At 67.9% G+C, this 20142-nt stretch carries 18 protein-coding genes; 10 read left to right on the top strand and 8 right to left on the bottom strand.

The window, feature by feature from the left end; genetic code table 11:
• Window positions 1-88 precede the first annotated feature (88 nt).
• Window positions 89-1069 carry an NADPH:quinone oxidoreductase family protein gene (locus G3N61_RS09735; protein WP_089450266.1) on the top strand — a complete coding sequence of 327 codons (981 nt, stop codon included), beginning with the start codon at window positions 89-91 and terminating at the stop codon, window positions 1067-1069.
• 63 nt (window positions 1070-1132) lie between these two features.
• Here G3N61_RS09735 and G3N61_RS09730 read toward each other — a convergent pair whose 3' ends face one another.
• Both G3N61_RS09730 and G3N61_RS09725 read right to left on the bottom strand, forming a co-directional pair.
• Complete coding sequence (locus G3N61_RS09730; RefSeq protein ID WP_205822290.1) at window positions 1133-1777, bottom strand: SGNH/GDSL hydrolase family protein; 645 nt, start codon at window positions 1775-1777, stop codon at window positions 1133-1135.
• A gap of 22 nt (window positions 1778-1799) precedes the next feature.
• Complete coding sequence (locus G3N61_RS09725) at window positions 1800-2336, bottom strand: PadR family transcriptional regulator (protein ID WP_205822289.1); 537 nt, start codon at window positions 2334-2336, stop codon at window positions 1800-1802.
• Between the two features lie 150 nt (window positions 2337-2486).
• On the opposite strand from G3N61_RS09725, the gene G3N61_RS09720 reads away from it, so the two are divergent.
• Both G3N61_RS09720 and G3N61_RS09715 read left to right on the top strand, forming a co-directional pair.
• On the top strand, window positions 2487-4511 hold the full coding sequence (locus G3N61_RS09720) for an NADPH-dependent 2,4-dienoyl-CoA reductase (protein ID WP_205822288.1): 2025 nt from the start codon (window positions 2487-2489) through the stop codon (window positions 4509-4511).
• A 43-nt stretch (window positions 4512-4554) separates the two neighbouring features.
• The gene (locus tag G3N61_RS09715) at window positions 4555-4995 is read left to right on the top strand and encodes a nuclear transport factor 2 family protein (protein ID WP_043182348.1); all 441 of its coding nucleotides are present in this window, start codon (window positions 4555-4557) and stop codon (window positions 4993-4995) included.
• Between the two features lie 32 nt (window positions 4996-5027).
• Here the strand turns inward: G3N61_RS09715 and G3N61_RS09710 are convergent, their stop codons facing one another.
• The gene (locus G3N61_RS09710) at window positions 5028-6461 is read right to left on the bottom strand and encodes a PLP-dependent aminotransferase family protein (RefSeq protein ID WP_205822287.1); all 1434 of its coding nucleotides are present in this window, start codon (window positions 6459-6461) and stop codon (window positions 5028-5030) included.
• Window positions 6462-6628: 167 nt separating this feature from the next.
• On the opposite strand from G3N61_RS09710, the gene G3N61_RS09705 reads away from it, so the two are divergent.
• Together G3N61_RS09705 and G3N61_RS09700 are read left to right on the top strand one after the other, a co-directional pair.
• Window positions 6629-7789, top strand: coding sequence for a pyridoxal phosphate-dependent aminotransferase (locus tag G3N61_RS09705; RefSeq protein ID WP_205822286.1), 1161 nt, complete (start codon window positions 6629-6631; stop codon window positions 7787-7789).
• Between the two features lie 56 nt (window positions 7790-7845).
• Window positions 7846-8577, top strand: a complete 732-nt coding sequence (locus G3N61_RS09700) for a transporter substrate-binding domain-containing protein (RefSeq protein ID WP_205822285.1) — start codon at window positions 7846-7848, stop codon at window positions 8575-8577.
• Between the two features lie 48 nt (window positions 8578-8625).
• Here G3N61_RS09700 and G3N61_RS09695 read toward each other — a convergent pair whose 3' ends face one another.
• The 5 genes from G3N61_RS09695 to G3N61_RS09675 are packed head-to-tail and all read right to left on the bottom strand — an operon-like array spanning window position 8626 to window position 13689.
• Complete coding sequence (locus G3N61_RS09695) at window positions 8626-9702, bottom strand: alpha/beta hydrolase (protein WP_205822284.1); 1077 nt, start codon at window positions 9700-9702, stop codon at window positions 8626-8628.
• Window positions 9703-9715: 13 nt separating this feature from the next.
• A complete protein-coding gene (locus G3N61_RS09690) occupies window positions 9716-11383 on the bottom strand; it encodes a bifunctional 3-(3-hydroxy-phenyl)propionate/3-hydroxycinnamic acid hydroxylase (RefSeq protein ID WP_205822283.1) in 1668 nt (555 codons plus the stop codon).
• Between the two features lie 50 nt (window positions 11384-11433).
• A complete protein-coding gene (locus G3N61_RS09685) occupies window positions 11434-12501 on the bottom strand; it encodes a maleylacetate reductase (protein ID WP_205822282.1) in 1068 nt (355 codons plus the stop codon).
• A 7-nt stretch (window positions 12502-12508) separates the two neighbouring features.
• Entirely contained in the window at window positions 12509-12811 is a 303-nt protein-coding gene (locus G3N61_RS09680) for a Dabb family protein (protein WP_205822281.1), read from the bottom strand.
• The gene (locus G3N61_RS09675) at window positions 12808-13689 is read right to left on the bottom strand and encodes an intradiol ring-cleavage dioxygenase (RefSeq protein WP_043182362.1); all 882 of its coding nucleotides are present in this window, start codon (window positions 13687-13689) and stop codon (window positions 12808-12810) included. The genes G3N61_RS09680 and G3N61_RS09675 overlap by 4 nt, the downstream gene beginning before the upstream one ends.
• A 118-nt stretch (window positions 13690-13807) precedes the next feature.
• On the opposite strand from G3N61_RS09675, the gene G3N61_RS09670 reads away from it, so the two are divergent.
• The 5 genes from G3N61_RS09670 to G3N61_RS09650 all read left to right on the top strand — a co-directional run bounded on the left by G3N61_RS09670 (window position 13808) and on the right by G3N61_RS09650 (window position 19968).
• Window positions 13808-14731: a LysR family transcriptional regulator gene (locus G3N61_RS09670; RefSeq protein WP_205822280.1), complete on the top strand. Its 924-nt coding sequence runs from the start codon at window positions 13808-13810 to the stop codon at window positions 14729-14731.
• 162 nt (window positions 14732-14893) lie between these two features.
• Window positions 14894-15802 (top strand): transporter, encoded by a 909-nt coding sequence (locus G3N61_RS09665; RefSeq protein ID WP_205822279.1) that lies wholly within the window; start codon window positions 14894-14896, stop codon window positions 15800-15802.
• 271 nt (window positions 15803-16073) lie between these two features.
• Window positions 16074-18164, top strand: a complete 2091-nt coding sequence (locus tag G3N61_RS09660; RefSeq protein WP_205822310.1) for a TonB-dependent receptor — start codon at window positions 16074-16076, stop codon at window positions 18162-18164.
• Between the two features lie 29 nt (window positions 18165-18193).
• A complete protein-coding gene (locus G3N61_RS09655; RefSeq protein WP_089450685.1) occupies window positions 18194-18961 on the top strand; it encodes an ABC transporter ATP-binding protein in 768 nt (255 codons plus the stop codon).
• Window positions 18958-19968, top strand: coding sequence for an ABC transporter substrate-binding protein (locus tag G3N61_RS09650; RefSeq protein WP_205822278.1), 1011 nt, complete (start codon window positions 18958-18960; stop codon window positions 19966-19968). The genes G3N61_RS09655 and G3N61_RS09650 overlap by 4 nt, the downstream gene beginning before the upstream one ends.
• Window positions 19969-20142: the final 174 nt, after the last annotated feature.

Genomic DNA, 20142 nt, shown 5'->3' with positions numbered 1-20142 from the left:
GTCGCGTACTCGTCGTGAACCGGCCATGCGGGCGTGCCCCGCAGGCCGACCCGATGCCTGCCTACGCAGCACAAGGAGAGAGACGAACATGAAAGCCCTGTTGTGTACCGCATTCGGCCCGATCGACAGCTTGCGCATCGAGGACGTCGCGATTCCCGAGCCGGCCGCGGGCCAGGTCCGGGTTCAGGTGAAGGCCGCATCGCTCAATTTCCCCGATGCGCTGATCGTCCAGGGCTTGTATCAGGTGAAGCCGGCGCTGCCGTTTTCGCCGGGCGCGGAATTTGCCGGCGTGATCGACGCGGTGGGCGAGGGCGTGACTGCGTGGCAGCCCGGCGATTCGGTGGTCGCGTTCACCGGGCACGGCGGGTTCGCGCAACAGTGCGTGGCCGACGTGCACCAGATTGCCGCACTGCCGCCGGGCATGACTTTCGAGCAAGGCGCGGCGCTCGTGCTCGCGTACGGCACGTCGCTGCACGCATTGCAGCAGCGTGCGCGGCTGCAAGAAGGCGAGACGTTGCTCGTGCTGGGCGCGGCGGGCGGCGTTGGCCTCGCGGCGATCGAGATTGCGAAGGCGCTCGGCGCGCGCGTGATCGCGGCAGCGTCGAGTGCGGACAAGCTGGCACTGTGTCGTGAAGCGGGCGCCGACGAGACGATCGACTATGCGACCGAAGACCTGCGCCGCCGTGTCGACGAACTGACCGGCGGGCGCGGTGCGGACGTCGTCTACGATCCGGTGGGCGGCGCGTACAGCGAGGCGGCGTTGCGCGCGACTGCCTGGCGCGGCCGGTTCCTCGTGGTCGGCTTCGCGGCCGGCGAGATCCCGAAGATCGCGCTGAACCTGGCGCTGCTCAAGGAGCGCGACATTCTCGGCGTGTTCTGGGGCGATGCGGTGCGCCGCGATCCGAAGCAGCATGTCGCGAACATGCGGCTGCTTGCCGAATGGTTCGCGGCCGGCAAGGTGCGACCCGCGATCACCGAGCGCGTGTCGCTGGCCGGCGCGGCCGACGCGATCGCGCGGATGGCGAACCGGCAGGTGAAGGGCAAGGTGGTGATCCTGCCGGACGCCTGACCGGCCTTCCGCGCGCCGCGCGCCGGTCGAGGCCGCGCGGCTGCGGTTCAGCGCGCGTGTGCGTTACGCGATCTGCTGCAGAAGGGCCGCGACCCGCTGCCCGAGCGCGTGATGCTGATCGGCTGCGAAGTGAACGCCATCTATCGGGCTCACCTCGATGATCGCGCCGGCATCGAGAAAGTGAGCACCGGCATCGCTTGCCACCTGTTCGTACCGCTTCGCGAGCTGCCGCGACTTCGCGGCACCGCCCGCGAAGATGTCGCCGAGGAAACCGACCTCGGTGATCGGGGCCGGCGCCATCAGCACGAGCTTCGGTGACGCACCGGACGGGCCGGCACGGCACGCGGCGATCTCGGCAAGCAGCACGCCGACCGACGTCGCGATGTCGGCGGGCGTGACCGAGAAGCGTGTCTTCAGATCGTTCGTCCCGAGCATCAGCACGACGACGTCGACCGGCAAGTGGCTTTCGACGCACGCGCGCAGATATGACAAACCGTTCTTGTGCCGGCCTTCGATCGGATCGTCGTGCACGGTCGTACGCGCGGGCAATCCTTCTTCAATGACCCGCCATCCTGCGCCGAGCGTCTGCGCCAGCACGCCGGTCCAGCGTTCTTCGCGTGCGAACCGCTCCAGTACGCCGGCACGCGTCATCGGGCGCGTGCCGTGCGTGTTCGAATCGCCGTAGCAGAGCACGGTTTTCTGCATCATCGTCATTTCCTCCGTTGGTCGTTCAGTCTTTCGGCAAGCGCAGCGCGTCGAGTGCGTGCTGCGAATATTCGACCCAGAACCGCTCGTTCGCGATGCCGGCCTGCAGTACCAGATGCTGAAGGCGCTTCGTGCGCGAATCGGTGCCTTCCGCAAAATCGCGCGCCTCGATCCGCAGATACAGGTCGAGCTTCTCCTGGTGCAGCGCGATGCGCCGCCTGATTTCGTCCTCGAGGCCGGCCGGGCCGAGCACCGCTTCCGCGCGCAGGCGCACCATCAACGCTTCGCGCAGCGGCGTCGGATCTTCCGGTTCGGCGATCCAGCGCCGCAGCTCCTTCTTGCCGGCCGGCAGGATCCGGTATGCGCGCTTGCGGCCGCGCCCCGATTCGGCCGGCAGCGATTCGATCCAGCCCGTTTCCTCGAGACGCCCCAGCTCGCGATAGATCTGCTGGTGTGTCGCCTGCCAGAAATAGCCGATCGAGCGATCGAAGCGGTCGGCGAGTTCGGAGCCTGAACCCGGGCGTTCGGCAAGAGCGGTGAGGAGTGCGTGGGGCAGGGACATGTCGGATCGGAGGAGGCCGCGGAATGAATCGCATCTTGCCATATCGGGGCCACAGTACAAGATGACGGATGCGTTTATGCAACGGGTTGCATAAACGAAAGCGGTGAACTACTATCTGTGCAACTTGTTGCATAAAAATGGAGACACCCCATGACACCGCGTTATTCCCATCTGACGACCCCGCTCGAACTCGGCTTCACGTCGCTCAGGAACCGAGTGCTGATGGGGTCGATGCACGTCGGTCTCGAGGAAGCGCCGAACGGCTTCGAGCGGATGGCGGCGTTCTACGCGGAGCGTGCGCGGGGCGAGGCCGGCCTGATCGTGACGGGCGGATTCGCACCGAACGAGCGGGGCCGTCCGGCGCCGGGCGGCGCGATGCTGACGACCGAAGCGGAAGCCGAGCGTCATCGTGTCGTGACGCGCGCGGTGCACGCGGAGGGCGGCAAGATCGCGCTGCAGATCCTCCATTTCGGGCGCTACGCGTATCACCCGGCGCTCGCCGCGCCGAGCGCGCTGAAGGCGCCGATCAACCCGTTCACGCCGCATGCGCTGAGCAGCGACGAAGTCGACGAGACGATCGCCGATTTCGTGCGATGCGCGGCGCTTGCGCAGCAGGCGGGTTACGACGGCGTCGAGATCATGGGGTCGGAGGGCTACCTGATCAACGAATTCATCGCTGCGCGCACGAATCATCGCGACGACGCATGGGGCGGTGCCTACGAGAACCGTATCCGGTTCCCGGTCGAGATCGTGCGGCGCGTGCGCGAGCGGGTCGGCATGAACTTCATCGTGATCTACCGGCTGTCGATGCTCGATCTCGTCGAAGGCGGCTCGACACTCGACGAGGTGATCCGGCTCGCGCAGGCGATCGAGGCGGCCGGTGCGACGATCATCAATACGGGCATCGGCTGGCACGAGGCGCGCATTCCGACCATCGCGACCAAGGTGCCGCGTGCCGCGTACGCGTGGGTCACGCGGCAGCTGATGGGCAAGGTCGGCATCCCGCTCGTCGCGACCAACCGGATCAATACGCCGGAAGTCGCCGAGCAACTGCTCGCCGATGGCTATTGCGACATGGTGTCGATGGCGCGGCCGTTCCTCGCCGACGCCGAATTCGTCCGCAAGGCGCGGGAAGGGCGTGCGGACGAAATCAACACGTGCATCGGCTGCAACCAGGCGTGCCTCGATCACACGTTCAGCGGCAGGATCACGTCGTGTCTGGTGAATCCGCGCGCGTGCCATGAAACCGAGCTCGTGATTCGCCCCGCGCTGCAGCGCAAGCGGATCGCCGTGGTCGGCGCCGGGCCGGCGGGCCTCGGCTTCGCGGTCACCGCGGCCGAGCGCGGTCATGCGGTGACGCTGTACGAAGCCGGCGCCGAGATCGGCGGCCAGTTCAATATTGCGAAGAAGGTGCCCGGCAAGGAAGAATTCAACGAGACGCTGCGTTATTTCCGCCGGCAGATCGAACTGCGCGGCGTGACGCTGCACCTCAACACGCGCGCGACCGCCGAGATGCTGTTGCAAGGCGAATTCGACGAAGTGGTGATCGCGACGGGCATCGTGCCGCGCACGCCGCCGATCGACGGTGTTGCGCACGCGAAGACGCTCGGCTACCTCGACGTGTTGCGCGACGACAAGGCGGTGGGCCGCAGCGTCGCGATCGTCGGCGCCGGCGGCATCGGCTTCGACGTCGCGGAATATCTCGTCCATCGCGCAGGCAGCGAACAGGTCGACGTGGACGGGTTCCTTGCCGAGTGGGGCGTCGACCGGTCGTATGCGAACGCAGGCGGCTTGCGCCATGCGCGGCCCGAGCCGGCGGCACGACAAGTCCATCTGCTGCAGCGCAAGGCGTCGAAGGTCGGCGACGGGCTAGGCAAGACCACCGGATGGATCCACCGCACGGGACTGAAGGCGCGCGGCGTCGGGATGTCGTCGGCGGTGACCTACCGGCGCATCGACGACGAAGGCTTCCACGTGACGATCGACGGCGTCGAGCAGACGCTGCCGGTGGACAACGTCGTGATCTGCGCGGGGCAGGAGCCGTTGCGCGAACTGGCGCTGCAACTGGAGGCCGCCGGGCGCAAGGTTCACGTGATCGGTGGCGCGCACGAAGCCGCCGAGCTCGATGCGAAGCGCGCGATTCACCAGGGCACGACGCTTGCCGCCACGCTTTGAGACTGATTCGCTTCTTTTCCGCCAGACGATACAGGAGACTTCGATGACGAACGCACCGCAGCACCTTCAACCCGCTGTCGCGCAATCGCTCGACAAGTGGCATGCGATGATCGAACACAAGGATTTTGGCGCACTGGAATCGATCGTCCATCCGGACGCCGTGTTCCGTTCGCCGATGGCGTTCAAGCCTTACGGGCCGGCGCCCGCGCTATTGCTGGCGCTGCGCACGGTGATCACGATCCTCGAGAAGTTCACCTATCACCGCCAGTTCGTCACCGACGACGGCAAGAGCGTGGTGCTGGAGTTCAGCGCGGCCATCGGCGACAAGGCGCTGAAGGGGATCGACATGATCCGCTTCGACGACGAAGGACGGATCGTCGAATTCGAGGTCATGATCCGGCCGTTCAATGCGCTGCAGGCGCTTGGCGCGGAAATGGGCGCGCGGCTCGCGCAGCAGTTGCCGGCGTTCAAGATCGGCGGCTGAGCAGGGCGATCGCGGGGCGGCGGCCGCCGCGCTCAGCGCGCGAGCTGTGCTCGCGCGAGCCGGCCCAGGCACCGGACGCCGTCCTCGATGCGTGCGTTCCACACATGCCCCGCGCTCAGGCGCAGGCAATGACGAAAGCGCCGGCTGGCGGAGAAGATGTCGCCTGGCGCAAAGCAGACGCCCTGTTCGAGCGCGGCATCGAACAGCGCGCGTGAATCGAATCGCTTCGGCAGTTCGAGCCAGAGCACGAAACCGCCGGCCGGCCGGCTCACTTTCGTGTCGGCCGGAAAGCTGGCCTCGATCGTGCGCGTCATCCGCGCCAGGTTGTCCTCGAACACGCGCCGGATGCGGCGCAAATGCGCGTCGTATGCACCGCTCGCGAGGAAGTCGGCCACCGCGACCTGCAGCAACACCGGGCCGCACAGGCTGAGTGCCAGCTTGCGTTCCATCACCTGCTGAGTGCGCGCACCCGCCGCGATCCAGCCGATCCGGTAACCCGGCGCGAGGCTCTTCGAGAACGAACTGCAGTAGATCGTATCGGCCTCGCTGTCGAGTGCGCTGAACGGCCTCGGCCGATCCCGCCCGAAGTGGATGTCGCCGTACACGTCGTCTTCGATCAGCGGCACCCGATGGCGTGCGAGCAGCGCAAGCAGCGCCCGTTTGTCGTCGTCGCTCATCGCGGAGCCGAGCGGATTGCCGAAGCTCGACGACAGCACGCAGGCGGCGATCGATTCCGCTTCGAGCCGCTGCGCGAGCTGGCCGACGTCGACGCCGCGCAGCGGGTCGGTCGGCAACTCCAGCGCCTTCAGTCCCAGCGCCTCCAGCGTGTGAAGCAAGCCGAAGTAGGTCGGCGATTCCACCGCGATCGTATCGCCGCGCGTTGCCACGGTATTCAGCGCGAGCGTCAACGCCTCGGTGCAGCCATTCGTGACGAGGATGTCGTCGGCGGACAGCGGGTGCCCGAAGCGCATCGCACGCCGCGCGATTTCGCGGCGCAGCGCCGGTTCGCCGTAAGGCGCGCAATACACGTTGTAGCGCGTGCCATGCTGGCGCGCCGCGCGAGCGAGGGCGAGATCGAGCCGCTTCGATTGCAGCAGCGCCGGATCGGGCACCGCGCATCCGAGCGGCACGAGCGCCGAATTGGCCGCATGTTCGAGCATCGCGGCGACGGCGCCGCTGATCGACACCGTCGATGCCTTTGCGCGCGAGCGCGATGCGCTCGGCAATGCCAGCGTGCCGCCGCGTGCGGCCGCGACATAGAACCCCGACTGCGGCCGCGATACGAGGATGCCGCGATCTTCGAGCAGGCGGTATGCCTGCAGCGCGGTGGAGACGCTGATGCGCTGCTGTTCGCTGACGGCACGCACGGACGGCAGCCGCGTGCCGGGTGCCAGCGTACCGTTCTCGATCATGCCGACGATGAGGTCGGCCAGCTGCCTGTAGCGGAATGACGTTTGCGTTTCCATGGGACACCAGCGGCTGGGAAGTGTCCGATTATCGACCGTTCGAATGGAACGCGCCACGCAGAATTGTGTCGGTCCAATCGACAGAAAATTGTGGCTGTTATGGTTTTTGTGCGAACGCTACGATGGCGGTGTTTCGATCCATCGATCGGCCATTGCGAGGCTTGCCCATGCAGACGACCCAAGCGTATTCCAGTGAGTGGCGCGGACGATTTCCGCACAACGAAATCATCTCGCTGCTCGACGTGAACCGGACCTTCAACCTGGCGGAGAGCACGTCGCAAGACCTGACGGTCGGCGAGCTGCTGGATCTGGCCGGTGTCGAGGCGGTCCGTAACCTGAAGCTCGGCTACAGCCAGTCGGCGGGGGCTGCCGTGCTGCGCGACGCGATTGCCGATGCCTGCCATGTGCCGGCCGCGCAGATCGTGACGACGCAAGGCACCGCGCTCGGCTTGTTTCTGCTGGCCTACGAAGTGTGCCGGCCCGGCGACGAGGCCGTGCTCGCGACGCCGTGCTTTCCGCCGAGCCGCGACTGCCTGGTCGGCGCCGGCGCGACGGTGCGTGAAGTGCGGCTGTCGTTCGAGAACGGCTACCGGCTGGACCTCGCGCAGTTCGACGCGCGCCTGTCGTCGAAGACGCGGCTGGTCAGCATCGCGTCCCCGCAGAATCCGGGCGGCGTGCAGGCGTCGCGCGCCGAAATCGATGCATTGCTGGCGTTGATGGCGCAACGCTGTCCGGACGCGATACTGTTCATCGACGAGACCTATCGCGAAGCGACTTACGGCGATGCGGCTGTCGCAGCCAGTTTCGCGGGTGTCGATCCGCGCATCGTCACGGGTTCGTCGGTGTCGAAAGCGCTGGGCGCACCTGGTCTGCGGACGGGGTGGCTCACGGTGGCCGACGCAGGGCTTCGGGCGCGTCTGCTCGTCGCGAAGCTGAATACGGTGATCTCGGGTTCGGTGCTCGACGAGACGCTGGCCGCAACCGTGCTGCGCAACCGCGAGCACGTGCTCGCGCCTCGCCGCCGGTTGCTTGCGGGCACGCTCGATACACTGTCGGGCTGGTGCGAACGTGAAAGGCGACGTGTCGAGTGGGTGCGGCCGGACGCCGGCGCACTGTGCTGCGTGCGGTTGCGTCAGGATGCTTTCGACGAGCAGGCCGTGTCGCGCTTCTGGCAGGTATTGCCTGACCACGACGTACAGCTCGCATCAGGCACGTGGTTTGGCGAAAGCAGCCGCGTGTTCAGGCTGGGGTTCGGCTATCTTCCGCCAGAGCGATTCCAGCCGGCGTTGTCGGCGCTGTCGCAGGCGATGGATGCAGCGGTTGCATGAACCGGGTGCCCGGCGTCCGGGCGCGGCGAACATCATTGAACGTCAGGAGTGAAACCATGAAGGTAAGGATTGCGTACATCGAGGAGCCGCCGTTCTACTGGACGGCGGAAGACGGTACCGTGACCGGCGCGGATATCGAGCTGGCCGAGGTGGTGCTGCGCGCGATCGGCGTGACGGACATCGAATATCTCCCGACGTCGTTCGATGCGCTGCTGCCGGGGGTGCAGGCGGGGCGCTGGGACATGAACGTGCCGATCTTCGTGACGGCCGAACGGGCGCGGCACGTTGCGTTCAGCGTCCCGGTGTGGGCGATCGGCGACGGCTTCGTGCTGCAGGCCGGCAACCCGAAGCGGCTGACGAGCTACGCGGCCGTCGCGGCCCGCAGCGATGCGCGGCTGGGGTGCGTGACCGACCAGGTGCAGATCGATTCGGCAAAGGCGGCCGGCGTGAGCGACGGCCAGATCGTCATCTTCAAGGATCAGGCCGACGCCGTGGCCGCGTTGCTGGCGGGGCAGGTCGACGCGTTCGCGAGCACCGCGATCGGGGCCCGCGCGGTCGCCGACACGGACGAGCGGCTGGCGGCCGTCTCGCACGAGCTTGGTGCGGGTGCAGCCGCGCCCGTTGGCGGGTTTTCGTTCAGCAAGAACAGCGACGCGCTCGTGCAGGCCGTGAATGCGAAGCTGCGCGAGTATCTCGGCTCGGCCGATCATCGCGAGCGGACGGCGAAGTACGGCTTCACGCGCACGGAAATCGACGGCGTGGTGGAGAACGGCGGCGCGCAGTCGTAATGCCGCGCGCGGTGTCGACCGTCCGCACGGTCGGCACCGCCTGCGTGATCACGCCGCCGCAGCCTGCGTCAACCGCTCGACGAACCAGTCGCACACGACCGCGGTTCGCTCGGACGCGTGGTTGTAGATCGTGTGCTCGCCGTCCGGCCAGACCCTGAGCGTCGCGTCGCCGGAGGTCGCCGCATCGAGAAACGGCTGCTGATCGTCGAGGCGGATCAGCGGATCTTCACCGCCATGCAGCACCAGCAGCGGACACACGATGCGGTCGCGTTCGGACGAGAAGCTCATCCGCGCGAAGTTCGCCGCGACCGCATCGGGATCGTCGTTGCCGAGCATCGCCGCGGCCTGTTCGACGAACGTGCGGAACGGCAGCAGTGTCGGCGCCGCGAGTGCGCCGTTCACGCAACAGGCGGCGATCCGGTGGTCGCTCGCAGCGGTCGAAGCGGCCCACAATCCGCCGATGCTGTTTCCCCAGATACCGATCGGCCCGGGCACGCGATCGGCAACGTGATCGACGAAGCGCCGGTATGCGGCGCTCATGTCGACGTCGACGAAGATCCGCTGTTCGAGCCGCGTCTCGCCCTGGCCCGGCCCCTCGGCGAGCAATGTGGCGAGGCCGCGCGCCGCGAGCGCGCGCGCGATCGGCCAGTAGGCGAAACCCCAGCCGCTCTGGCCGCCGAACACGATGACGGTGCCGCGTACGCGTTCGGTCGGCGGCCGGACCAGCCAGCCGATCAGGTGTGCATCGCCGAACGGCACTTCGACACGTTCGATGCGCTTGTCGGACCAGCGCGCGAGACCGTGCGACGCGTCGACGAGCCGCGCATAGAGCGCGCGCTTGCGCGGCACGTCGTGATTGAACGCCATCTGCGCAAACAGCAGGTTCGCGATGGCCATCGCTTGCGCGTCGGCAGCCGTGACCAGGTGGCCGGCATCGGCGGCCTGGGTGGCGCGCGCGAGCTGCGCGTCGGCCAGCGCTTCGGCCGCGACATCCCAGGGTTCGCCTGCCGACGTGCGCGCGTGCAGCGCCATGGCGTCGGCATAGTCCATCCCGCAGTCGAGCAAGCGCGTGACGGGCATCGCGCGTTGCAGGGACAGCGCGAACGGTGACAGTTCGATCGTCATGCGTACGTCTCCATTACGATGCGTGGGGGACGGCCGCCGAGGCTGCCGAAGCGGCGGGCGGCTCGCTCGACGTGGCGGACCCGTGCAGCTTGTCGCGGAGCGAATCGACGAGCGCACCGAGGTTGCGCAGGTCGGCTACCGAACCGAACACGATGAAATCCGGCCGCGCGATATACGCGCCGATCCCGTGCGCCTGCATGAACGCGTGCTGGTCGCCGTCGAGATCGACCACGGCATCCGGTGCGCTCACGTCGTTGGACAGCACGGCCACGCGACAGCCGAGCTGCGCGAGGAACGCGCGCTGTGCGTCGTCAAGGTAGCGGGAAGGGTGTTCGCGCGCGACGAGCTGGAATCCCCGGCCGACCACGTCGTCGAAACGGCCTTCGGCTGCGCCGCGGCGAACGCGCCCTTGCGGTGCGGGCGCGCCGGTCGTCGGCAGGCGCGTGCCGTCGGCTTCGTCGTGCACGATACCGTGCTCGATCTTCGGGAACGGCGGCATCGGCGGCATGTTGCCGGCGCGGAACGCCGCGTCGCGCTCGGCGACCTTGCGCGGATCGTCCTCGTTGACGACCTGCCCGAGAAACAGCGACATCTGCGTGATCGCGGTCACGTGCGGGCGGCGCTCGGCTTCAAAGGTGTCGAGCAGGTCGGCGGAGGCGCGCCCGGTCAGCACCAGGTCGAGCTTCCACGCGAGGTTGATGCCGTCGCGCATGCCGGAGCACGCGCCTTGTCCCATGTACGGCATCATCGTGTGCGCCGCATCGCCCGCGAGCAGCACGCGGCCGGCGCGCCAGCGTTCGGCCATGCGCGTCTCGAACGTGTAGACGACGTGACGCAGCAGCGTCAGGTCATCCGGGCCGTAGCCGTAGTGGTCGTTGAGCCACTTCCAGCCGGCTGCTTCCGTTTCCCATTCGGCGGTCGATTCGTCCGGCAGCACGCGCAGCTCGAAGCGCGTGCGCTTCGTGCCGATCGGCATGTGCATGTAGGCGCGCGCCGGATCGCAGTAGATCGTCGTGCGGGCACAGCCGTCGCCGAGATCGCGCTTGTTCTCCGAATCGAGATTGAGCCAGCGCTCGTTGTAGCCGAAATCCGAGCGCTCGATGCCGAGCGTGCGGCGCACGAAGCTGTTCGCGCCGTCGGCGCCGATCACGTAGCGGGCGCGAATCGCGCGCGGCTTGCCGGTCCATTGCGCGTCCTGGCTGCCGCGCGCCGGATGCGCGGTCAGCGTCACGCCGTCGTCGTCCTGCAGCAGCGTATCGACTTCCCAGCCGCGCAGGATCGTCACGTTCTTGAAGGTGTTGGCGCGCGCGTCGATCGCATCCTCGATGTCGGGCTGGTAGATCGAGATGTGTGCGGGATAGCCGCATGCACGGCCGGTCCAGTTCAGTTCGAGCAGCAGGTCGCCGTTTGCGTCGCAGTAGTGGTACGTGTCGACGGCCTTCGCGTTGCGCAATGCGTGATCGACGTCGGCGCTGGCCTGCACGATGCGCGCGGTTTCACCGTCGATGTGCGTGAGGCGCGGCAGGCCGTAGGGTGTCGGCCAGCGTTCTAGCACGATCACGCGATGGCCGGCGCGGCCCAGCATCGATGCGGCGACGAGGCCGGTCGGGCCGTAGCCGACGATGGCGACGTCACAGTATTCGACGGTGCTGTCACCGTGCGCGCTCGATTCGGTATTCATGCGGGGTGTCTCCATGACGGGGTCGTTTGTTGGTTTGTCGCGTATTCGGCTCAGCGCGCGGTCGAGCCGGGCAGGTTGCCGTCGAACGCGTCCTGCAGCAGCGCGCGCAGGCCGTCGCGTTCGATCGGGCGCGGGTTCCAGTACGGATTGGCGGCCGCGAGATCGGCGGCGCGATCGAGGTCGGCTTCCTGCATGCCGATCGCCTTCAACGAGACCGGCGCGCCGTTGTCGAGCGCCAGTGCGTAGAGGCCGCGCGCGGCGTCGTTCGTGCCGATCGCGCGGGCGATCCGCTGCATCGCGTCCGGCGCGTGCGCGGCGTTGTACGCGAGCGCATGCGGCAGCACGACCGTGTGGGTCGGCGCGTGCGGCAGGTTGAAGCTGCCGCCGAGCGTGTGACAGAGCTTGTGGTGCAGCGCCATGCCGACGTTGCCGAGCACCATGCCGCACAGCCACGCACCGTAGAGCGCGTCGCTGCGTGCGCCGAGGTCGGCGGGGTCGCGCCGCACGCCGGGCAGGCCGCGCGCCAGTGCGCGAATGCCTTCTTCGGCGACGAGGCTCATCACCGGATTCGCGTTGTTCGCGTAGAGGCCTTCCGCCGCATGCGCGATCGCATTGAGGCCGCTCGTCACGGACAGCTCGACGGGCAGCGTGACGGTGAGCGCGGGATCGTAGATCACCGTCTTCGGCAACACGCGTGCGTCGGAGCCCGTGCGCTTGAGGCCGCCTTCGGTCAGGCCGTAGATCGGCGTCATTTCGCTGCCGGCGTAGGTCGTCGGGATCGCGAGGATCGGCAGGCTGCTTTCGAGCGCGATCGCCTTGCCGAGGCCGATCGTCGAACCGCCGCCGATCGCGATCGCGCAATCGGCGTCGCACGACCTGGCAAACGCCTGCGCATCGCGGGCGATTTCGATCGGCACGTGCATCGTCGCGCGATCGTACAGCCCGGCCGCGCGCGCACCGAGCCGCTCGACGATGCGTTGCGCGAGGTCGCGCTGTTCCGGCGTGCAGAGCACGATTGCGCGTTGCGCGCCCAGTTCCAGCACTTCGCGTTCGAGATGATCGAGGCTGCCCGCGCCGAAGATCACGCGGGCGGGGCGTGCCTGATAGATGAAGTTCATGTCGTCGTCACTCCGTTGCGTAATCGACCTGATGGCGCGCGATGCGCAGGCCCGTCAGTGCGTCGCGTACGCGTGTGTGTTCAGGATGCGTCGCGTAAGTGTCGAGGGCTTCACGCGACTCGAATTCGGCGACGAGAATCAGGTCGCACGCGTAATCGGCCGCGCTGAAATCCGCGCCGACCTCGAGGTGCGTCATGCCCGGAATCCGGCCACGCAGGCTTTCGAAGGCGGTCTTGACGGTGGTGCGTGCCACCGCGCGCTCGGGCTCGGTCGCGCCGGCGACGTTCCACATCACGACGTGGCGGATCATGCGGCGCGCTCCGCGGGATTGAGCACGAAGTCGTAGTCGAGCGTGTAGAACGGTGTGTCCATGCGCGATCCATCCGGCGCGAGGCCGGGCGCGTGCCGGACCCAGTCGGCGACGAGCGTCGAGCGCACGCCGAATACCGCATCGGAGTCGAGATAACGGTCGCCGTCGCGGAACACGTGCGTGATCAGCGTTTCGTAGCCGCGTGCCTCGATCATGAAATGCAGGTGCGCGGGGCGCCACGGATGACGGCCGAGCGCATCGAGCATCGCGCCGACGGGGCCGTCGTGCGGAATCGGATACGGCTCGGCGAGGATCGAGCGGAATGCGTAGCGACCATCGGCGCCGGTGCGCAGCCGGCCACGCGCGCGGTGCGTGACCGATCCGTCGTCGGCCGGAAGTTGCACGTCGTAGTGCCCGTCCTCGTCGGCCTGCCAGACTTCCAGTGAGGCGTGCGCGATCGGCATGCCGTCGATGCTGCGCACATGGCCCGACACGAAGCAGGGCTCGCCGCATGCGCCGTTCGCGATGTCGTCGAACATCCCGAAGTCGCGGCTGCCTTCGACGTAGAACGGACCGAATACGGTGGCTTCCGTGCAGCCGGCCGGCTTCGCATGGTTCTGCGCGGTGACGAGGGTCGACAGCCCGAGCACGTCGGACAGCAGGATGAACTCCTGGCGCGTGTCGTCGGTGATGTGGCCGACGGCGGTCAGGAAGCCGACCGCGGTTTGCCATTCGGCCTCGGTGAGCTTCGTCTCCCGCGCAAACGAATGCAGGTGCTGGACAAGACTGGTCATGACCGTGCGCAACCGCTCGTCGCGACAGCCGCCCAGCGACGCGATCACGGCCTGCGTGATGGTGTCTTCGTTGAGATTGCGCATTGGGGTTGTCTCCTGATGTCGTTGGATGGCGCGTTGACGTAACATTAATTCCTCCTTGGATCGTAAAAAAGATGGTTTGGAGGAGTTTTGTTCTCCGCCAGGTGGAAGAATTGAACGCATGGACAAGTGGACGCAGATCGAATTTTTCGTGCAGGTCGCCGAGCTGGGCAGCCTGTCGAAGGCCGCCGAGCGGCTCGGCATGTCGAGCGCGGCGGCGAGCCGCTGCCTGAACGCGCTGGAGGAGCGGCTGGGCGCGCGGCTGGTCGAGCGCACCACGCGCCGCCTGTGGCTGACCGACGCGGGGCACGAGTACCACCGGCGTTGCGTCGCGATCCTGACGGAACTGTCGGAGGCCGATGCGGCGGTCAACGAAGCGAGCGTCAATCCGGCCGGCACGCTGCGCGTGACCGCTTCCGTCTCGTTCGCGTCGATCTATATCGCACCCGCATTGCCCGAGTTTCACCGGCGCTACCCGAACCTGAACGTGCAGATCGTCGCGGCGAACCGCTACCCGGATTTCATCGAGGCCGGTATCGACGTGGCGATTCGCACGCGTGAGCATGAAGCGGATTCGGGCATCACGGTGCGCAAGCTCGCCGAGACGCGGCGCGTGCTGGCCGCGTCGCCCGGGTATCTGGCGAAGCACGGTGCGCCGACGACGCCCGATGCGCTGTGCGACCACCGGCTGCTGGTCTACAACCTCGCGAACGATCCGTACGTCCTGCATTTCCGTCACGGCGCGCGGAAGCAGTCGGTCACGATCAAGAGCGTGCTCGATGCGAACGAAGGGCAGGTGATCCGCGCCGCGGCGCTTGCGGGCCTCGGCATCCTGATCCAGCCGCTCTACATCATTCACGACGATATCGTCGCGGGAAAGCTGGTGCCGGTGCTCACCGACTGGCAACTGCCGGCACTCACCGTCAACATCGCGTACCAGAGCCGCCGTCACCAGCCGGCGAAGATCCGCGTCTTCACCGAGTTCCTGATCGAGCGTTTCGAACGTCTCGGGCTTGCGCGCAAGTGGAAGGAAGTCGGCCGCTGATCGTAGGCCGGCGCTGCGCCGTCGCGCATTTCTCCGTGTGACGGAGAACTGTTCTCCCGAACGTCGTCTTTTTCGCCGCTGTCGTGCGCTTTACATTGCGTCTCCCCGGGCCTGCGATGCCCGGCTTGCGATGACACGATAACAATCCGGTCTGGAGACGACATGAAATTCGCATTGCGACGGGTGCCGTTGGCACTCCTGATCGCCGGGGCCATTCAAGCCCCGGCGTCGGCCACGGAGAACGGGCAGATCAGCTATCCGTTCGGCGTCAACACGGTACTGAACGGGATGCTCCCGCCGCCCGGCAACACGCAGTACTTCAACTACGCGCTGTACTCGGCATCGAACCGGTTTGCCGGGCCGGACGGCGGCAGCGCGGTGCCGGGGTTCCACCTGAGCGTCGTCGCGGAAACGCCGCGCGTGGTCCACACCTGGGGCGCGACCTTCGGGCCGTTTTCGCTGTCGAGCAGCGCGATCGTGCCGATCGTGCACCTGCATCTGTCGACGCCGGGCGGCAGCGGAAACCGCACATCGCTCGGCGACGTGATCCTCGAGCCGTTCATGATCAACTATGCGAACGCATCGAAGACGTTCTTCGCGTTCTTTTCGCCGTCGTTCGCGGTGCCGACCGGCGCGTATGCGGCGAACCGGATCGCGAACACGGGGCTGAACACGTATGCGTTCCTGCCGTACGTCAGCACGACCTGGTTTCCGGGCCGCGACTGGGAGATCTCGACGACCACGCTGCTGGAGCTGAATTCGCCGAACCATGCGACGCACTACCACTCGGGTGCGGTCGCCGTGCTCGACTACCTGGTCGGCTATTCGCTCGACCGGCGCGTGCAGCTCGGCGTGCAGGGCACGTTCCTGAAGCAGTTCACCGACGATACGCAGGACGGCATCAAGGTCGCGTCGGATGGCTTTCGCGGGCAGTCGGTCGCGATCGGCCCGCAACTGCGGTTCATGTGGGGGCCGGCGTCGGGCGTGGTCGTGAAGTACCAGCACGAGTTCGCGGTGCGCAACCGGCCGCAGGGCGACAAGCTGTGGGTGCAGTTCAGTTTCCCGTTGTAGACGCGGCGCGCGCCGCCCGTCGGCAGGGCGGCCGGCACAACCTGACAAATTCCTGACGAATCGGGTTGATATTTTGTATCATCTGACGTTTTGCGTCGCCGGCCGTCCGGGCTACCCGGTGCGGCCGCGTGCGACGACGCCAAACGAAGATCGATACGACGTGACGAACACCAGATACCACCCGGCGCGCGGGGAGCGGCACGCTGCCGCGCCGCGCCGGCCCACCCGCGCGTGGCGCGCACGCGGCTGCACGACCTTGCTGGGTTGCGCGATGGCGACCTCCGGCGCGTTGGCCGCCGAAGCCGCCGCACCCGCACCGGACGAACGGCATGCGCTGCCGGCGATCAACGTCAGCGCGCAGTCGGCACCGGCCGACCCGCTGACGCAACCGCTCGAAACGGGCTCGCGGCTCGGACTCGCGAGCCTCGACACGCCCGCGAGCGTCGAGACGGTCACGGCCGACACGATCGACGCGCGCGGCGATCGCACGGTGCTGGACGCGGTGACGCGCACTGCAGGGTTCGCGAGCGCGATGGCGCCCGGCACCGGCGGTACCGCATTGAGCGTGCGCGGCTTCGGCGGGCAGGAATCGGTAATGACGCTGCTCGACGGCGTGCGGCTGATGCCGGCAGCCGACACGATCACGTTCCCGTTCGATACGTGGTCGGTCGAGCGCATCGAAGTGCTGCGCGGCCCGGCGTCGGTGCTGTACGGCGAAGGGGCGATCGGCGGTGTCGTCAACGTGGTGCCGAAGCGGCCGCAGCGCACGCGCGAGACGACGCTGCAGGTCGGTGTCGGCCTCGACGGTGCGAAGCGCGCCGCGTTCGACACGACGGGCGCGCTCGGCCCGCGGCTGTCGTACCGCTTCTATGCGAGCGATGCACGCGCGAACGGCCTCGCCGAGCGGGCCGATACGCATACGACGGCCGTCGGCGGCGCGCTGAAATTCGACGTCAGCCCGAAGCTCACGCTGACGCTCGACTTCGACTACGGCCGCCAGATGCCGGCGACCTACTACGGCGTGCCCGCGCCGAACGGCGTGCTCGATCCGTCGCTGCGCAAGCTCAACTACAACGTCGGCGACGCGACGATTTCCTACTACGACCAGTGGACCCGCCTGTCGGCCAGCTACCGGCCGACGGCTGGCGTGACGATCGACAATCAGCTCTACTACCTGACGTCGAACCGGCACTGGCGCAATGCGGAATCGTATGCACTCGATGCCGCGACGGGTCTCGTCACACGCAGCGACTATCTCGACATCGGCCACCACCAGCGGCAGGTCGGCGATCGGCTGAGCGCACGCTTCGACGGCACGCTGTTCGGCCGTGCGAACCGCTTCGTCGTCGGCACCGAGTTCAGCCAGATCACGTTCAGCGGCACCAACAATGCGCCGTACGGCGGCGAATCGACGGTGCCCGCGCACGGCTTCGATCCCGGCGTGTTCACGAGCCCGGACCCGACGGTGCCGCAGTTCAGCTCGCGGGCGCGGCAGGTCGCGGTGTTCGCCGAGAACCGGCTCGAAGTGCTGCCGCGGCTCGCGTGGGTGAGCGGCCTGCGCTACGACCACATCGCGTTCAACCGCGAGCAGGCGGCGACCGGCGCGGGCTTCGACAAGCGCTTCGCGAACGTCGGCTGGCGCACGGGCTTCGTGTTCGAAGTCGCGCCGACACTGAGCGCGTATGCGCAGTACACGACGGGCGCGGAGGGGCTCGGCTCGCTCGTGACGCTGTCCGCGTCGCAGGCGAACTACCGGCTCGCGACCGGCGAACAGTGGGAAGCCGGCGTCAAGCAGACGTTGCTCGACGGCCGCGCGTACTGGACGTTCGCGGTGTACGACATCACGAAGCGCAACCTGCTCAGCACCGATCCGCTCAATCCCGCGCTGCGCCAGCAGGTCGGCCGGCAGTCGTCGCGCGGCATCGAGCTGACGGGCGGTGCGCGGCTGCCGCACGGCTGGACGGTCGATGCGAACGTCGCGCTGCTGCGCGCGCGTTACGACGCGTTCAACCAGAAGGTCGGCGGCACGACGGTGTCGCGCGCCGGCAATGCGCCGGCCAACGTGCCGCAGCAGACGGCGAACCTGTGGCTCGGCTGGGCGTTTGCCGAGCGCTGGCAGGCGAATGCGGGCGTGCGTTACGTCGGCGCGACGTATGGCGACGACGCGAACCGCGTGCAGGTGCCGTCGTACACGGTGTTCGATGCGTCGCTGCGCTGGCAGCCGACGTCGCGTACCGAGCTGGCGCTGTACTTGCGCAATCTCGCGAATCGCACGTATGCGGTGACGACGTCGAACGGCGGCGAGCAATGGCTGCTCGGCCCGTCGCGCTCGGCGGAGCTCGTCGCGACGATGCGCTTCTAGTGCGACGCGGCGAGCTTCCCGTGGCGCACATGCTCGACATCGAACGCGTGAGCTGGTCTCCCGGCGGCGCGATCAGCGTGCTCGATTCGGTGACGCTGAGCGTGGCCGAAGGCGAGTTCGTCGGGCTGGTCGGCCCGAACGGCAGCGGCAAGACGAGCCTGCTGCGCTGCGTGTTCCGTTACGCACGGCCCGATGCCGGCCGTGTCGCGCTCGACGCGCAGGACGTGTGGCGCATGCGGCCGCGCGCGGTCGCGCAACGCATCGCGGTGCTGCAGCAGGAGACGCCGGACGATTTCGGGCTGACGGTCGACGAACTGGTCGGCATGGGGCGCACGCCGCACCTGCGGCCGTTCGATGCGGAGTCGGCGGACGATCGCCGGATCGTCGAATCCGCACTGCACGACGTCGGCCTCGTCGAGCGCCGTGCGCAACGCTTCGCGTCGCTGTCGGGCGGCGAGAAGCAGCGCGCGCTGCTGGCCCGCGCGCTCGCGCAGCAGCCTGAATTGCTGCTGCTCGACGAGCCGACCAACCACCTCGACCTGCGCCATCAGCTCGAACTGCTCGCGCGCGTGCGGCGCCTCGGCATCGCGACGCTCGCCACGATTCACGACCTCAATCTCGCGGCCGCGTATTGCGACCGGCTCCACGTGCTCGCGCATGGCCGGATCGTCGCATCGGGCACGCCGGCCGACGTACTGACCGAAGCGTTGCTGCGCGACGTGTTCGGCGTCGCCGCGCTCGTCGATCGCCATCCCGTTACGGGCCGGCCGCGCATCACGCCGCTTCATCCGGAATGACCGCCATGCCGTTTCCTGTCTTGTCCTCCGCCTTGTCGTTGTCGTCCGTATCCCGCCGGCTGGTTGCCGCGACCATGCTCGGTTGCGCGGCCGCTCAGGCGGGGGCCTATCCCGTCACCGTGCGCAGTTGCGATCGCGACGTGACGTTCGCGCGCGCGCCGACGCGCGCGGTGAGCAACGACGTGAACCTGACCGAGATGATGCTCGTGCTCGGCCTGAAGGACCGGCTCGTCGGCTACACCGGCATCGGCGGCTGGAAGACGGGCACCGCGCGCGTGCGCGACGCGCTGCGCGGCGTGCCCGAACTGGCGAGCCAGTATCCGTCGCTCGAGGTGCTGGCGGCCGCGCGTGCCGACTTCTATCTCGCGGGCTGGAACTACGGGATGCATGTCGGCGGCCCGGTGACGCCCGCGACGCTTGCCCCGTTCGGCATCCGCACGTACGAGTTGACCGAATCGTGCTCGCACGTGATGAAGCAGTCGGCCGCGTCGTTCGACGACGTGTTCCGCGACCTGAACAATCTCGGCCGGATCTTCGGCGTCGACGCGCGCGCCGCGCAGGTCGTCGCCGCGATGCGCGTGCGTCTCGCGGCGGTGTCGCGTGCGATCGGGCATCCGGAGCCGCTGCGCGTGTTCGTCTACGACAGCGGCACCGACAAGCCGATGACGACCGGCGGGCTCGCGATGCCGACCGCGCTGCTGGCGGCGGCCGGGGCACGCAACGTGATGGCCGATCTGCCGCGCAGCTGGACGCAGGTGAGCTGGGAAAGCGTGGTCGCGCGCGATCCGCAGGTGATCGTGATCGTCGACTATTCGGCCGTGACGGCGGCGCAGAAGCAGCAGTTCCTGCTGAGCCAGCCGTCGCTCGCGCGGGTGGCAGCGATCCGCGACCGGCGCTTCATCGTGATTCCGTACGATGCGGCGACGCCGGGCCCCGAGAACGTCGCGGCCGTCGAGACGCTGGCGCGCGCGCTGTATCCGGCCGCGTTCGCAGGGCCGGCGCGATGAGCGTGCCCGTGCGTGCGTCGCGGCCCGGCATGCGCATGCGCATGGTGCTGCCGGTGCTGGCGCTGCTGCTGGTCGTGTCGATCGTCGCGTCGGCCGCGTTCGGGCCGGCGCCGATCGCGATGCCGGCCGCGGTGCGGATCGTCGCCACGCACATCGTGTCGGCGTTCGGCGAGG

It is taken from the genome of Burkholderia sp. Ac-20349 (genome assembly GCF_017104865.1).
In the GTDB taxonomy this organism is placed as follows: Bacteria; Pseudomonadota; Gammaproteobacteria; order Burkholderiales; family Burkholderiaceae; genus Burkholderia; species Burkholderia aenigmatica.
The sequence above is the reverse complement of the archived record's forward strand: the minus strand, read 5'-3'. Positions and strand labels throughout refer to the sequence as shown.

Bases quoted from the DNA above. Each gene is read 5' to 3' on its own strand.
- G3N61_RS09735 (WP_089450266.1), top strand. From the start codon at position 89: ATGAAAGCCCTGTTGTGTACCGCATTCGGCCCGATCGACAGCTTGCGC.
- G3N61_RS09730 (WP_205822290.1), bottom strand. From the start codon at position 1,777: ATGATGCAGAAAACCGTGCTCTGCTACGGCGATTCGAACACGCACGGC.
- G3N61_RS09725 (WP_205822289.1), bottom strand. From the start codon at position 2,336: ATGTCCCTGCCCCACGCACTCCTCACCGCTCTTGCCGAACGCCCGGGT.
- G3N61_RS09720 (WP_205822288.1), top strand. From the start codon at position 2,487: ATGACACCGCGTTATTCCCATCTGACGACCCCGCTCGAACTCGGCTTC.
- G3N61_RS09715 (WP_043182348.1), top strand. From the start codon at position 4,555: ATGACGAACGCACCGCAGCACCTTCAACCCGCTGTCGCGCAATCGCTC.
- G3N61_RS09710 (WP_205822287.1), bottom strand. From the start codon at position 6,461: ATGGAAACGCAAACGTCATTCCGCTACAGGCAGCTGGCCGACCTCATC.
- G3N61_RS09705 (WP_205822286.1), top strand. From the start codon at position 6,629: ATGCAGACGACCCAAGCGTATTCCAGTGAGTGGCGCGGACGATTTCCG.
- G3N61_RS09700 (WP_205822285.1), top strand. From the start codon at position 7,846: ATGAAGGTAAGGATTGCGTACATCGAGGAGCCGCCGTTCTACTGGACG.
- G3N61_RS09695 (WP_205822284.1), bottom strand. From the start codon at position 9,702: ATGACGATCGAACTGTCACCGTTCGCGCTGTCCCTGCAACGCGCGATG.
- G3N61_RS09690 (WP_205822283.1), bottom strand. From the start codon at position 11,383: ATGAATACCGAATCGAGCGCGCACGGTGACAGCACCGTCGAATACTGT.
- G3N61_RS09685 (WP_205822282.1), bottom strand. From the start codon at position 12,501: ATGAACTTCATCTATCAGGCACGCCCCGCCCGCGTGATCTTCGGCGCG.
- G3N61_RS09680 (WP_205822281.1), bottom strand. From the start codon at position 12,811: ATGATCCGCCACGTCGTGATGTGGAACGTCGCCGGCGCGACCGAGCCC.
- G3N61_RS09675 (WP_043182362.1), bottom strand. From the start codon at position 13,689: ATGCGCAATCTCAACGAAGACACCATCACGCAGGCCGTGATCGCGTCG.
- G3N61_RS09670 (WP_205822280.1), top strand. From the start codon at position 13,808: ATGGACAAGTGGACGCAGATCGAATTTTTCGTGCAGGTCGCCGAGCTG.
- G3N61_RS09665 (WP_205822279.1), top strand. From the start codon at position 14,894: ATGAAATTCGCATTGCGACGGGTGCCGTTGGCACTCCTGATCGCCGGG.
- G3N61_RS09660 (WP_205822310.1), top strand. From the start codon at position 16,074: ATGGCGACCTCCGGCGCGTTGGCCGCCGAAGCCGCCGCACCCGCACCG.
- G3N61_RS09655 (WP_089450685.1), top strand. From the start codon at position 18,194: ATGCTCGACATCGAACGCGTGAGCTGGTCTCCCGGCGGCGCGATCAGC.
- G3N61_RS09650 (WP_205822278.1), top strand. From the start codon at position 18,958: ATGACCGCCATGCCGTTTCCTGTCTTGTCCTCCGCCTTGTCGTTGTCG.